The 13,849-nt window shown below is 44.2% G+C and carries 12 protein-coding genes; all 12 read right to left on the bottom strand.

All coding sequences use genetic code 11. The annotated features are described in order from the left end of the window. Window positions 1-10: 10 nt before the first annotated feature. Window positions 11-1,345 (bottom strand): UDP-N-acetylmuramoyl-L-alanine--D-glutamate ligase, encoded by a 1,335-nt coding sequence (gene murD, locus NST18_RS04840; protein WP_004891212.1) that lies wholly within the window; start codon window positions 1,343-1,345, stop codon window positions 11-13. Then, entirely contained in the window at window positions 1,345-2,319 is a 975-nt protein-coding gene (gene mraY, locus NST18_RS04835; RefSeq protein ID WP_004891214.1) for a phospho-N-acetylmuramoyl-pentapeptide-transferase, read from the bottom strand. Before mraY ends, murD begins: the two co-directional genes overlap by 1 nt. A 23-nt stretch (window positions 2,320-2,342) precedes the next feature. Beyond that, complete coding sequence (locus NST18_RS04830) at window positions 2,343-3,809, bottom strand: UDP-N-acetylmuramoyl-L-alanyl-D-glutamate--2,6-diaminopimelate ligase (RefSeq protein WP_004891216.1); 1,467 nt, start codon at window positions 3,807-3,809, stop codon at window positions 2,343-2,345. A 70-nt stretch (window positions 3,810-3,879) separates the two neighbouring features. Beyond that, window positions 3,880-5,796 carry a stage V sporulation protein D gene (locus NST18_RS04825; RefSeq protein ID WP_004891217.1) on the bottom strand — a complete coding sequence of 639 codons (1,917 nt, stop codon included), beginning with the start codon at window positions 5,794-5,796 and terminating at the stop codon, window positions 3,880-3,882. Between the two features lie 65 nt (window positions 5,797-5,861). Continuing rightward, window positions 5,862-8,039 carry a penicillin-binding protein gene (locus tag NST18_RS04820; protein WP_004891219.1) on the bottom strand — a complete coding sequence of 726 codons (2,178 nt, stop codon included), beginning with the start codon at window positions 8,037-8,039 and terminating at the stop codon, window positions 5,862-5,864. Window positions 8,040-8,045: 6 nt separating this feature from the next. Continuing rightward, entirely contained in the window at window positions 8,046-8,408 is a 363-nt protein-coding gene (gene ftsL, locus NST18_RS04815) for a cell division protein FtsL (protein WP_004891220.1), read from the bottom strand. A gap of 15 nt (window positions 8,409-8,423) precedes the next feature. Beyond that, window positions 8,424-9,356, bottom strand: coding sequence for a 16S rRNA (cytosine(1402)-N(4))-methyltransferase RsmH (gene rsmH / locus NST18_RS04810; protein WP_004891221.1), 933 nt, complete (start codon window positions 9,354-9,356; stop codon window positions 8,424-8,426). 152 nt (window positions 9,357-9,508) lie between these two features. Beyond that, window positions 9,509-11,119, bottom strand: a complete 1,611-nt coding sequence (gene bshC / locus NST18_RS04805) for a bacillithiol biosynthesis cysteine-adding enzyme BshC (RefSeq protein ID WP_004891222.1) — start codon at window positions 11,117-11,119, stop codon at window positions 9,509-9,511. A gap of 19 nt (window positions 11,120-11,138) precedes the next feature. Then, a complete protein-coding gene (locus NST18_RS04800; protein ID WP_004891223.1) occupies window positions 11,139-11,534 on the bottom strand; it encodes a DUF3397 domain-containing protein in 396 nt (131 codons plus the stop codon). After that, window positions 11,531-12,424: a 2-dehydropantoate 2-reductase gene (locus NST18_RS04795; RefSeq protein WP_004891225.1), complete on the bottom strand. Its 894-nt coding sequence runs from the start codon at window positions 12,422-12,424 to the stop codon at window positions 11,531-11,533. The genes NST18_RS04800 and NST18_RS04795 overlap by 4 nt, the downstream gene beginning before the upstream one ends. Before the next feature lie 67 nt (window positions 12,425-12,491). Further along, window positions 12,492-12,938: an RsfA family transcriptional regulator gene (locus NST18_RS04790; protein ID WP_004891227.1), complete on the bottom strand. Its 447-nt coding sequence runs from the start codon at window positions 12,936-12,938 to the stop codon at window positions 12,492-12,494. 60 nt (window positions 12,939-12,998) lie between these two features. Beyond that, window positions 12,999-13,832 (bottom strand): enoyl-CoA hydratase/isomerase family protein, encoded by an 834-nt coding sequence (locus NST18_RS04785; protein ID WP_004891229.1) that lies wholly within the window; start codon window positions 13,830-13,832, stop codon window positions 12,999-13,001. Window positions 13,833-13,849: the final 17 nt, after the last annotated feature.

Genomic DNA, 13,849 nt, shown 5'->3' with positions numbered 1-13,849 from the left:
AAAATTCGTCTTATTTAAGCTTATGCACCGCATGTACAAACATGTCCCCACGCTGTTCGAAAGTTTTATATTGATCCCAACTTGCACACGCTGGGGAAAGTAAAATAATATCGCCCGGTGACGACCATTCATATGCGGCAAAAGCTGCTTGTTCCACATTATCGACACGTTTCAGTTGCTGTATTCCTGCTTCGCGCGCAACGCGCTCAATTTTTGGTGCCGTCTGCCCGAATGTAATGACGGCTTTCACATGTTTGAAGTACGGCAATAACTCATCAAACTCGTTGCCGCGGTCTAACCCACCGGCAAGTAAAATGACCGGCTCATGAAAGGCGCTTAACGCTTTTTGCGTCGCTAATATGTTTGTCGCTTTTGAGTCGTTATAAAATTTTCTTCCGTTGATTTCAGCGACAAATTGCAAGCGATGAGGAACGCCTGTAAACGTCGTTAAGACACGGCGAATCGCCTCGTTGTCTGCACCTGCTAGTTTTGTTGCTGCAACAGCCGCCAATATATTTTCGATATTATGCGCCCCGCGTAACGCCACATCTGTGACATCAATGATCCGCTCGTCATGAAAATAAATCGCTCCCTCTTTCACCGTCGCACCGTACGATAATGGCGTAGTCGCAGAAAACGGCACGTGTTGTGCGCGGCTTTTTTTCGCTAATTGCATGACGATCGGATCATCGGCGTTGACAACCGCGTAGTCTGTTTCCGTTTGGTTTTTAAAAATGTTTCCTTTCGCTTCTGCGTACGCTTCTTTCGTTCCGTGATAGTCTAAATGTGCATCAAAAATATTTAACAACACGGCGATGTGCGGACGAAAGCGAATCGTTCCGAGCAGTTGAAACGAAGATAATTCCATGACGATCACATCATCTTTTGTCGCGCGTTTCGCCACTTCGCATGCGACCGTTCCGATATTTCCTGCAATAAGCGGCCAACGTTTCGCTTCTTGTAACATGTGATAAATCAAGGTCGTCGTCGTCGTTTTTCCGTTTGAGCCTGTAATGCCGATAATAGGCGCTTTAGACGTTTCATAGGCAATTTCAACTTCCGTAATGACCGGAATTTGTTTGCCAAGCGCTTTTTGAACGAGCGCGTTTGAGTATGGAATGCCTGGGTTTTTCACGACAACATCAAATGGCTCGTCAAGTAGTTCAAGCGGATGCCCTCCGCATACGAGGCGGATGCCAAGCGCCTCTAATTCGCGTTTATCTTGCTCGCTCGGTTCATTTCGATCGTTGACGACGACATCCGCTCCTAGCTCACGAAGCCTTTTCGCCGCTGCGAATCCACTTTTCGCTAAACCTAATACAAACACTTTTTTTCCGTTATACATTATACCCACACCTCTATGTAAATTCCTAAAATGGCAAACAATAAGCCAACTGCCCAAAACGTCACGACAACACGCCACTCCGACCAGCCGATTAATTCGTAATGATGATGAATCGGGCTCATGCGAAACACGCGTTTGCCTGTCGTTTTAAACGAAATGACTTGAATAATGACGGATAACGTTTCGATGACGAACACACCGCCGATAATGACTAATAATATTTCAAGTTTCGTCAAAATGGCAATCGTCACAATCGCCCCACCAAGCGCAAGGGAACCGGTATCGCCCATAAACACTTTCGCAGGATGAGCGTTAAAAACGAGGAATCCAAGCACCGCACCGACGACAGCGACGCTAAAAATGGCGATGTCATATTGCCCTTGGTTCCATGCCAATACAGCATATGCACCAAACGCAATCGCCGCTGTACCCGCAAGCAAGCCGTCTAAGCCGTCTGTTAAATTAACTGCATTCGAGCCGCCAACAAGCATAAAAATAATAAGCAAAACATAAGCGACACCTAAATCAATGGACACGTCTGTTCCGGGAATGGAGACGACGGTTGACATGCTGTAACGTTGAAAGAAAAAGTAAAATACGAGCGCGATAAGCAATTGCCCAGCTAGTTTTTGTTTGCTCGTCAAACCGAGATTGCGCTTCATGACGACTTTAATGAAATCATCAATAAAACCGAGCAACCCATATCCGACCGTAACGAACAACAACATGTATGTGTGCGCTGTGCGTTCAAAAAATATATCGCTCATGATCCATGTGGTGATAGAAAGCGACAATAAAATCATTAACCCGCCCATCGTAGGCGTACCTGATTTTTTTTGATGAGATTTTGGTCCTTCTTCACGAATGCTTTGCCCGAATTTTAATCGTCTTAAAAACGGAATAAAAATGGGCGATAACACAACGGTAATAATAAAGGCAAGCCCCGCCGTAAACAAAATGACTTTCTCGTTCATGATCGTTGCACCTTCCTCATTTCCTATTTATCTTTTCTTCGTTGAATAGCTTCGCGTGCGACGACACGATCATCAAAATGGAACACATCTTTCCCGATGATTTGATACGTCTCATGTCCTTTTCCAGCGATTAAAATGATATCGTCTTTTTCGGCTTGCTCGATCGCATATGTAATGGCTTCTTTTCGATCGACGATACATATAACGTCTTCGGTTACGCCTTGTTTCATGTCGTTTAAAATGGCCATCGGGTCTTCCGAGCGTGGATTATCCGATGTAAAAATCGGGACATCGCCATATTTGACAGCGATTTGCGCCATTAATGGACGCTTCGTCCGATCGCGATCTCCACCGCAGCCGACGACGACAAATACACGTTTTTTCGCAAACTGTCGAATCGTCTGCAATACGTTTTCTAAACTATCTGGTGTGTGTGCATAATCGACGATGACAGTAAACGGTTGTCCGGCATCGACAACTTCAAAGCGACCGGGAACACCTTCGATATCGGCGATGGCTTCGACAATCGTAGAGAGCGGAATGTTTGAAACGAGACAAGCGCCGACTGCAGCTAACAAATTATAAACATTAAACATGCCAATAAGCTTCGTTCTCACTTGTACCGTTTCGATTGGGGTAACAAGTTGGAATGTCGTACCACTTGTAGTTATTTCAATTTGTTTCGCCATAATGTCGCTTTTATGATGAATGCCGTACGTCACAACTGTTGCGGCCGTACTTTTTTTATACTCTTCTGAGGCAGCATCGTCTGCATTCAATATCGCAAATTTTGGACGTCGGTGATCAAAACGGTTACCGAGTTGCGCAAACAACAACCCTTTCGACCAACGATAATGGTCCATCGTTTGATGATAGTCTAAATGGTCTTGCGTTAAGTTTGTAAACACCGCGACATCAAAATCGCATCCGTGTACTCTCCCCATATGTAACGCATGAGACGATACTTCCATCGCAACGACGTCCACGTGCGCATCAACCATTTTCCGAAACATGTTTTGTAAAATAAGCGATTCAGGTGTTGTATTTTTTACATCATACGTATCATCGCCAATTTTCATGTTAATCGTACCGATGAGTCCGGTTTTTTTTCCAGCGTGACGGCATATGCGTTCGATAAGATGCGTCGTCGTCGTTTTTCCGTTCGTTCCTGTTACCCCAATTAAATGAAGGTGGTGCGTCGGCTGACCGTAAAAGGCGTCGGCTAATACAGCGAGAGCACGTCGGCTATCGTTCACATAAATGACCGGTACAGGCAATGCGAGCGGTTTTTCTGCCACGACTGCAACTGCTCCGCGCGCGACAGCTTGTTCCGCAAAATCGTGTCCGTCCACTGTAAATCCTTTGATGCAAACAAATAATGAACCTTGTTTGACTTCCCTTGAATCCATTTCGATCGATGTAATCGTTGGATTTTCTGTTGCAAGTGGGGTAAAGCTATGTAAATGTTGAAGTAACGTTTGTAACTTCATACCGATCGTTCCTTTCTTTTTTTCTTATCTAAACAGAAAAAGAAGCCATGAGGATACCTTCCTCTAGGCTTTACCGTTTCGTTCCAAAATAAACCCGGATCGTCGCTCCTTCTTTCACTTTGACTCCAGGCTTCGGCGCCTGTTCAACAACCGTATCGCCTTCGCCACTACCATCTAATTTTAAGTTAAAAAGTTGCTGTTGCAAATCTTTTTTTGTTAAACCGATTAAATTTGGCACTTCTACATAGCGTGGGTCGAGCCATGTCGTTTCTTTTTCAATTTGCTGTTTGCGCGGTTTGACACCGAGCGCGCGCAAGCTATCTTCCATAATGTTTCCAACAATCGGAGCGGCGACGACACCACCAAATTGTACTGTGCCTTTCGGATTATCGACCGCCACGTATACAACAATTTGTGGATCGTCTGCTGGCGCAAAACCGATAAATGAAACGATATGGTTGTCTTTTAAATATTGACCGTCTTTCGCTTTTTGAGCTGTTCCGGTTTTACCGCCAACGCGGTAACCGTCGACAAACGCTCCCTTCCCTGTTCCTTGGGCTACCACGCTTTCGAGGGCATAACGAATTTGTTTAGACGTTTCCTCGGAAATAACCCTTCTTTTTGCTTTCGGTGTTTGTCGTTGAATTACTTCTCCTGTAACCGGATCGAGCCATTCTTTTGCGATGTATGGTTGGTATAAAATCCCTCCATTTACCGCAGCAGCGACCGCTACCACTTGTTGAATCGGTGTAACAGCTACCCCTTGACCGAAAGCAGTCGTTGCTTGTTCGACCGGTCCAACGCGATGAAGTGGGAATAAAATTCCTTTTCCTTCCCCTTGCAAATCGATGCCCGTTTTCTCACCGAAACCAAACGCGCGAATATATTCGAATAGTTTATCTTTGCCGAGTCGATCACCAAGTTCAACGAATCCCGGGTTGCACGAGTTTTGTACTACTTCTAAAAACGTTTGGTCGCCATGTCCTCCTCGCTTCCAACAATGCAACGTCGCTCCTGCCACTTTCACATGTCCTGGATCATAAAAATGTTCTTTCAATAAATCGACCTTTTTTTCTTCTAACGCTGCCGCGAGCGTAATAATTTTAAACGTGGATCCCGGTTCATACGTGCTCCAAATCGGTAAGTTTCGGTTAAAAATTTCAGGTGGCACGTTTTGAAAATCAGCGGGATCAAATGTCGGACGGCTTGCCATCCCTAAAATTTCTCCGTTGTTCGGATTCATCGCAATCGCAATCATTCCGTCAGGGCGATACGTCGCTTCCGCAATCGTTAGCTCGCGCTCTAAAATCGTTTGTACACGCGTATCAACTGTCAATTTTAAATCAAGTCCATCCACGGGTGGCGTGTACGCATCCGCCATCCCAGGCATGCGTTTTCCTTTCGCATCGGAATAAAATTGAACGGAACCCGGTTTTCCGCTTAGCTGTTTATCGTAGTAAAGTTCAAGTCCCATTAATCCTTGATTGTCAATACCTGCAAAGCCGAGTACATGTGATAAATAGCTCCCGAACGGATAATAACGCTTCGAATCTTCCGCAATGTATACTCCTTTCATCCCTAAATCGCGAATTTGTTTCGCTTGTTCGTTTGAAATTTTTCGCCCCTCTGGATGAATACGTTCAATCGACGTTTTTTTCGTCACATGTTTATACGCTTTTTCTACCGGCATATTTAATATGCGCGCAAGCTCTTTCGCTACTTCCGATGGGTTTTCGATTTGTCGTGGAACGACGAGCACGGATGGAGCACTCATATTTGTTGCGAGAGGCACTCCGTTACGATCGACGATTTCCCCACGCTCTGGTTCAAACGGAATGTTTCGACTCCATAAATCTTTCGCTCGTTCTGTTAACATATCTCCTAATACAAATTGCACATAACCGAGACGAATATCAATAATTGCAAAAATGAAAAATCCGATCAATAAAACGGCCGTCAATCGCTTTCGAACTGTTACTGCACGCATACAGCGGAACCTCCTTCATCTATTTCGGCTCGTTCCACTATATGCTTGTACCGTTTTATATAGAACTAATCGACTGGGCCGTCTATCTCTTGCTGTTCAGTGCTTGCTTGTTGTTTTTCATCGATGTCTGACGGTTTCGCAAGCTCAACGATGACGTAATCGTTTTGTTTTATCACCGCTCCTGGAGCGATATTTTGCCTAAATACGTATCCGCTTCCGATAAAGCTCGGTTTAAGTTGCAACAATTCAGCGAGCTTCATGACATCGCGCAACGACCAGCCTGTCACATCCGGCATGATCGCATCTCCGTCCGTTTGCAACAACACGCGATCTGGCGCAACGACGTATTCGCCTGCTTGTGGAAATTGGGCACGCACTTTCGTTCCCTTTCCGATGACCGTCACACGCAATCCTTGTTTTTTCAATGACTGTGTTGCTTGCTCTACCGACTGACCAATATACGAAGGAAGAGCGATGCTTTTTTCTTTTTTCACTTGTTTTTTCTTAACGGTCGGTTCAATGTTTAAATATTGTAAACTATTTTTCATCACCGAGTTAAAAATCATCGATACAGGTGCTGCCCCTGTTTCTGTATATGAAATGTTCGGTTGTTGCACAGCAACATACATAATTAAGCGCGGATTTTCACGCGGCGCCATCCCTAAAAATGAAAAAATGTGGTTTTGATGCCCAGTTAAATACCCGCCTTCTGGATCTGGGATTTGGGCTGTTCCTGTTTTTCCTGCGACGCGATAACCCTCAATTTGATACGGACGCCCTGTTCCTTTTTCAGATGTGACGACCGTTTCTAAAATGTCTAGTACTTTTTCAGCTGTTTCTTTTGGAATCGGTGTATCGACAACAACCGGTTCGTGCTTCATCACTGTTTTTCCTGTATCTCCGTCAACAATGCGGTCAACAACGTACGGTTTCATCATTTTTCCACCGTTTGCGATGGCGGTTGCTGCTTGAATTTGTTGAATCGGTGTGACTGACGTTCCTTGTCCGAATCCTGTCGTCACTTTTTCGATCGGATAACGATACAAAATGTTTCCAGCTTTTTCACCCGGCAATTCAATGCCTGTCGGTTCGTTAAAACGGAAACGATGCAAATATTGTAAAAAACGATCTTCCCCTAGTTTTTCACGCACAATTTTTGCGAATGCGACGTTTGACGAGCGCTGTACTCCCTCAAGAAACGTAATTTTCCCCCATCCGATTTTGTTATGGTCACGAACGCGATGAGAACCAATTTGATACGAACCGGATTGATACGTTTCATTCGGCTCAAACACCCCTTCATTCACCGCAGCGGCGAGCGTAAAAATTTTCATCGTCGATCCCGGTTCATATGGATACGAAATCGCATCGTTAAAATAGTTTTCGATGTTTCGTTTGTTCGGATCAAAACTCGGACGGGTGCTCATCGCTAAAATCGCCCCAGTTTTCGGGTCAGCGACAATGGCGATCATTTTTTTCGGTGTATATTGTTTTTCGACGGCATTCATCGCGTCTTCTAAAAACGTTTGAATATGTTTATCAATCGTCAAATAAATGTTTTTTCCGTTTTGCGGTGGAACGATTTGTTCATCTGCATATGGGAGTTTAAATCCTTTTGGGTCGCTTTCATACGTGATCTCTCCGTCTTTTTCTTTCAGCTGCTCATTAAACTGTTTTTCAATGCCCATTTTTCCTTCGACTTCGTTCGTCGCTTCATCTTTTTGCGCATAGCCGACGACGTATGAGGCAAACGTGCCGTTTGGATAAAATCGTTTTGAATCGCGTATAAACGTAATGCCTGGAAGCTGTAACGCCTCAATTTTTTGTTTCACCGTTTGGCTAATGCCGCGGCCGTTCGGGCCGAACTCAACTTGCTTCGCCTTCTTTTTTAAAATGCGCTCGACATCCGCTGCATTCATGTTTAATAGCGGCGCAAGTTTACGTGCGGTTTCTTCCGGATCGGTCACATGTTGCGGCATGTTCGGATCGAGAATGGCGGCCACTGTATACGAAGGAATGTCTTCAGCAATTACTTCTCCGCTTCGGTCGAAAATCGTTCCACGCTTCGCTTCAAGCGTTTGTTTTTTGAAATAACGTTTTTGTGCCTCGACCGCTAACACTTGTCCATCTACAACACCTGTAGCTTGTAAATAAACGAAACGTACAAACAATATAAAAAAGAGCAAGCTAAAAAAAACAAAACATATAGCTGCTCCTCTATGCGTATGTTTATGCTTTCTCATTTTGCATCAGTCCTGCACAACTTTTACGTTATTTTCGTTTAATGTAAGGCCAAGTTCTTTCGCTTTCGCTAAAATGCGCTCATACGTGCTTAACTCTTTCACTTGTACGTATAAATCGCGGTTTCGTTTTTCTTGCTCCTCAATGCTTGTTTGTAATTGTTGCACTTCTTTATTGACATGATAAATCGTAAATTGATTCGAAACGATTGTGACGCTACTATACAAAGCGAAGGCAAAAAACGAAACGAACACCATTTTTTCCCCAATCGTCCAACGTATATTTCGTTTTCGCTTTTTCTTTGGCGCGCGTTGGACGTGTTGTTCTTGTTGTACTTTTTGTACTTTTTGTTGAATGCGAACAGCAGCCATACATTTTCCCCCTTTTTACAGTTTTTCAGCAATGCGCAATTTTGCAGATCGTGCACGATGGTTATGTTGCAATTCTTCTTCAGACGGGACGATCGGTTTTTTTGTAATGATTTTTAATTTCGGCTTATATTCATCTGGAATGATCGGCAATCCCGGCGGCAAGTGCGGTGTTTCACTTGCTTGTTTAAATGCGATTTTGCAAATGCGATCTTCTAGCGAATGGAACGTAATGACGCTAATTCTTCCTCCGGGCTTTAATAGATCAATTGCTTGTTCAATCGCTTCTTCAAACGCGCGCAATTCGTCGTTGACTGCAATGCGAATCGCTTGGAACACGCGTTTGGCTGGATGTCCCCCTGTTCGACGCGCTGGTGCGGGAATCGCTTCTTTAATGACTTCTGCAAGTTCTGTTGTCGTTTCAATTGGCTTTTGCTTGCGTGTTTGCTCAATTTTACGAGCGATCGCTTTTGAAAATTTTTCTTCACCATATTGGAAAAAAATTTTCACGAGCTGTTCGTACGACCATGTGTTGACAACGTCGTATGCTGTCAACGTTTGGTCACGATCCATGCGCATATCGAGCGGCGCTTCATGTTGATAACTAAAGCCACGCTCAGGCATATCTAACTGCGGGGACGATACACCAAGATCAAACAAAATGCCGTCGACTTCATGCACACCGTAAAGCGCCAGCTGTTGTTTCAAATAGCGAAAGTTGCTTTTAATGATCGTAAACTGACCACGATATCGTTCAAGTCGCTGTTGCGCATGACGAATCGCGATATCATCTTGATCAAAGGCAAATAGTCTTCCTTCTGGCGATAATTGTGATAATAAATATTCGCTATGTCCAGCTCCCCCGAGCGTGCAATCTACATATGTACCATCTTTTTTAATATTTAATCCGTCAACTGTTTCCTTCAATAATACGGTTACGTGATGAAACAATGATGTCACCTACCTAAACAACATATACATAAAAAATGAGTGCAATTGTATTGTACCATCATTTCACAAAATTCACTACTTACTTCCGAACTATTCTATTGTACATAAAAAAAATCCTGTACGCGACAGGATTTTTTTATCGACGAAAATAGTTAAAGATATACAATTTTATGCATTCCGTTCCAACGATAATCGACATGAAGCAGACGATCCACAAAGTCTAAGCCGTAGCGATTCATATAGTAAAGCACGTTCCAAACCCGCTCTTGTAGCATATTGTTCGGGCGAAGCGACAGTTCAATGCGTTCATATTTGCGCACATGTACGTCATGTTTTTGCAACATGCGTCGTGTAATCAATTGTTGAAGATAATCGATTTGTGTCTCGACTCGTTCGGCATTTTTCAACATCACTCTTTCAAGATGCGGATCGACTTGCATGCCGAGTTGGCGAAGTTGCTCGTGAATGTGCGCTATCTGTTTTTTCGCTTCATGAAACGTCTCATCAAACGCCACAGGTTGATTGTTGCGCACCCATTCCTCTAACGCTTGCTTCGTGCCGTTTGTCAACGCCTCTGCTACTGTCATTTGCACATCCGCCAAGTCCGTAGCAATATGACGCTCGATAAGCGTGAGCGAAAGGCGCGGCACGATCGGCGGCATATGCCAATGGAAATGCTCAAATACTCGTTTTAATTCCGCCCAATAAGCAATTTCCCCTGGACCAGCGATAAAGGCGAGCGTCGGAAATAACCATTCTTGCATAAGCGGTCGTGTAACAACGTTGTTGCTAAACGATTGCGGCTCACTTTCGATTCGCTGTCTTAATTCGTCTCGCGTGAAACGATACACCCCATCTTTTGTGTAAAAACAATGTTGCTCATCGTCATAATATAACAAGCGACGTTGACCGTCATCATAAAATAAATGTGCGCACATCGGCGATACATCAATCGATTGCTCATAGCCGAGTTGGGCGAGATGTCGTTGTTGAGTTTGCAACGCAGTTGTAATCGCTTCGTGTTCACGAGCGAGCGTCATAAACCATTCGCGCTCAATCGCCCGCAAATGCGGATGTGCTGCATCGACAATTACAATCCCTTCTTTCGCAAACAACTTAAGTACGATCGCCGCAAAAAAGTCGGCCACCGTTTTTGACGTTGCCATACATTCATATATGTACGTGCGCAATTCGTTTGTTACATTTGTTTCGCCAAATGTTTTGAATATATCATCTATCCATTGTTTCAACGCATCTGCATCAAGCTCGATGTGAGCAGCCATTCGCTTTTCTTTCGCTAGTGGCGAATACACATGTTTTTTCACTTTTCCACGTTGTGCGACATGGACGTAATTAATTTCTGCAATGTCGTGGTCTTCAGATGCCATCCAAAATACCGGAACGACCGGCACACGAAGCTGTTGTTCTTGTTGTTTTGCTAATGTAATGATGGAAATGATTTTATATATCGTATAGAGCGGTCCGGTTAAAAGACCTGCCTGTTGCCCGCCGATGACGACGACGCTTTCTCGATGACGCAATTTTTCAATGTTTGCAATCGTTTCTTCACTTGCTTGAAACTGTTTATGATACGCAAGCAAATGATCAACGAGCGCATCACGGGCATACGTCCGCTTTTGTAACTCATGCAAACGTTCTTCAAAAGAACAAGGATGGAACGCCTCGTGAACAGGAAACGCCCCTTCCATGTATTCCGTCGCTAAACGGTTTGTTGCTGGCAGTGACAGCTCGATGACTTCCATTGTGAACTTCCTTTCTCCTTCATGATGAAAATGCGATCATGACACGATGAATGATCCCATATATAAATAATCCAATATAAGCGGCAGTAAATAATAAAAACTGCATTTTCCAATATAGTTTAAACGTTCGTTGCAACGATACGTCGCCTGTTTTTTTCCAATACCAAACGATCCCAATCATTAATGTTACAATAAAAAAAATAAGTAGTTCAACAATATATGATCGCCGAAAAATAGCTTGCAATAAAACATGAACAGCAAAAATAAAAAAAATGGTCGATCCGTTTACAGCGACGTGGAACGCACGCCTCCCTTTTCGCTTAAAAACCGCTTTGGCAAGTGTAAATATAAAAAAAAACGACAAAAACGGCATAACAATCATGATAGCAATGAAAGAGGTGAGTATATCTTTCATCTCTCCGTCTCCCCCTCTAATTGTTTCCCTTTCATAAGCGCATATAAAAACGTGCTAATTGGGGCTGGGACGCATCGCTCGTTCGCCCGCTCGATCACATAGCCTAAAATCGCATCTAATTCCGTCATTCGCCCCGCCTCGATGTCACACAACATCGATGAGCGATTGGCAGCCGTTTGTTGACAAACCGTTTCAATATGCTTCCATATACGCTCTCGCTGTTCAATCTGAAAAATAGATGTGACTTCATGAAACAACTGTTCCATCGCTTGCCGATACGGCGCATGTGTCACTAACATGCCGTTTGGTACTTGCAATAGAGCGGTAAGCGGATTAATAGCAACGTTCACCATTAATTTTTCAATTAACATCATTTCCCAATCGTCGACATATTGGAACGGAAAACGGGCGTCTGTCGTATATAGAAAAGAAAACGTTTCTTTTTTTCCGCGCCACACGCTCCATTTCGTTTTACCGACACCCGTATGGGAAACCGTCGTATCGTCGATTTTGAACGCGCCATGTTCAACAACCGCAAGCGCAATATGATGATGAGGCATGTGCGGTAAATGGGACACATGCCCCATGCCGTTTTGCAAAAACATCACAGCGTCCGCTCGAAGCATATGCATGTTTGTTTTCAATATGTTTGTTAAGTCGTATTGTTTCACCGCTATAAATAACACATCTACATTCGTTTCACGAACGAACGGTTCAGCATGAACACGATGCGTCGTCCGTTCATCGCCACAAATGACCGTCAGCCCATGCGTACATAATTGTTCTGCTTGTTCTTGCCGACGCGTATAAACCGTCACGTCATAGTGGTTACTGAAATAAGCTGCCATCAATAAGCCGACTGCTCCGCCCCCTATAATTCCGATGCGCACGATGCGATCCTCCTCTTTTTTGCTATGTTTTATTGTATAAAAAAAAGTAGCTGGCGTCTATCAGCTACTACACAGACAATTGACGTGCGCGTTCTAAAATGTGCATCACCGTTTGATATTCTTGTTGCACCGCTTGCAGTTTCTTTTCAAGCTCTTCTTTTTCTTTTTGGAGCGTCCGTACTTGTTCGCGCAACTGTTCGATTTCTTGTTGCCCTTCCCCGCGTTGTTGCAACGTTTGTAAAAAAGAGATCACATCTTGCAACGTCATGTTTCGCTCGGCTAGTTGCGGTTCTTTTTTCTCTTTTCGTTGCTGTTTAGCAAGCTCTAACGCCTCTTCATATTGCTTCCGCACATATGCGTTCCAACGAAAACCACAAGCGGCTGCCGTTCGTGATAGTTTTTTCCCTACTTCTTCAAACGCGCGTAATTGGGTGCTCCCTTCGCGCACAAAAGCTAGCACCGTTTCAGCGAGCAATACATCTTCTTCTTCTGTCCATGCATCTTGGCGCGTCATTTCTATCCCTCCTCGCTACATTTACTATATGAGTATGCAGCTAATAGAGAAGATAGAAGACTATTTGTTTCGTTTCGTTAAAAATGATTGCACCGCTTGATCGTGTTCTTCGCTTTCCCATAAATATGCACATCGTTCGATTTCAGCGAAAAACCGTTGGCGAAACTGCTCTGTTTTCCAACGTGCCACCGCGGCTTCTTTATAAGCGCGCAATACAGCCGTTGATTTATTCGTATACTCCCTTAACTCTTTTTCACATCGTTCGCGCAACGAGTCAGGAAAAACGCGATGTACAAAGCCGATATGCTCCGCTTCTTCCGCTGTCATCGTTTTCGCGCGCAACAATATATTGAGCGCTTGATCGTACGGCATTTTTTCAAATAACATCGTCGCGCCGCCCCAGCCGGTCGTGATCGCTAAATTCGCTTGCACAAATCCGAGGCGCACCCCGGCACGCGCGAAACGAAAATCGCATGCGGTCGCTAATTCGCAACCTCCGCCGATCGCAGTTCCATTGATTAACGCAACCGTTGGCTTCGATAACGTCAATAAACGATATAAAATGTTTCCCATTTTCGCTAACATCGCATGCGCTTCTTCTTTTGTTTTCAGCTGATGAAACACTTGTAAGTCGCCACCCGCGCAAAACGCCTCTTCTCCTTCCCCTGTAATGACGAGCACTTTCGCCTCATCATCTTGTTCAACGAGCGTCAGCGCTTGCTCGAGTTCATCCATGACTGCATAATCAATCGCATTTCGTCTTGACGGACGACAAATGGTAAACGAGACGATGCCATGTTGTTCTTCGATCATTTTCCCTCTCCCCTTTACTGCATGTCCATCTTTTTTATTCGCTTTCCCGTTCTTTTTTCCTTCCAAATAAGAAAAGCGCAAGGGGATGGCCCTTACGC

Origin of the sequence: Anoxybacillus sp. FSL W8-0104 (assembly GCF_038004465.1) — a bacterium.
Lineage (GTDB): Bacteria > Bacillota > Bacilli > Bacillales > Anoxybacillaceae > Anoxybacillus > Anoxybacillus flavithermus_G.
The sequence above is the reverse complement of the archived record's forward strand: the minus strand, read 5'-3'. Positions and strand labels throughout refer to the sequence as shown.

What these genes read in the sequence shown, in the direction of transcription:
- ftsL (WP_004891220.1), bottom strand. Translation starts at nt 8,408, where the DNA reads ATGGCTGCTGTTCGCATTCAACAAAAAGTACAAAAAGTACAACAAGAA.
- murD (WP_004891212.1), bottom strand. Translation starts at nt 1,345, where the DNA reads ATGTATAACGGAAAAAAAGTGTTTGTATTAGGTTTAGCGAAAAGTGGA.
- NST18_RS04820 (WP_004891219.1), bottom strand. Translation starts at nt 8,039, where the DNA reads ATGAGAAAGCATAAACATACGCATAGAGGAGCAGCTATATGTTTTGTT.
- NST18_RS04790 (WP_004891227.1), bottom strand. Translation starts at nt 12,938, where the DNA reads ATGACGCGCCAAGATGCATGGACAGAAGAAGAAGATGTATTGCTCGCT.
- NST18_RS04800 (WP_004891223.1), bottom strand. Translation starts at nt 11,534, where the DNA reads ATGAAAGATATACTCACCTCTTTCATTGCTATCATGATTGTTATGCCG.
- NST18_RS04830 (WP_004891216.1), bottom strand. Translation starts at nt 3,809, where the DNA reads ATGAAGTTACAAACGTTACTTCAACATTTACATAGCTTTACCCCACTT.
- mraY (WP_004891214.1), bottom strand. Translation starts at nt 2,319, where the DNA reads ATGAACGAGAAAGTCATTTTGTTTACGGCGGGGCTTGCCTTTATTATT.
- NST18_RS04825 (WP_004891217.1), bottom strand. Translation starts at nt 5,796, where the DNA reads ATGCGTGCAGTAACAGTTCGAAAGCGATTGACGGCCGTTTTATTGATC.
- bshC (WP_004891222.1), bottom strand. Translation starts at nt 11,119, where the DNA reads ATGGAAGTCATCGAGCTGTCACTGCCAGCAACAAACCGTTTAGCGACG.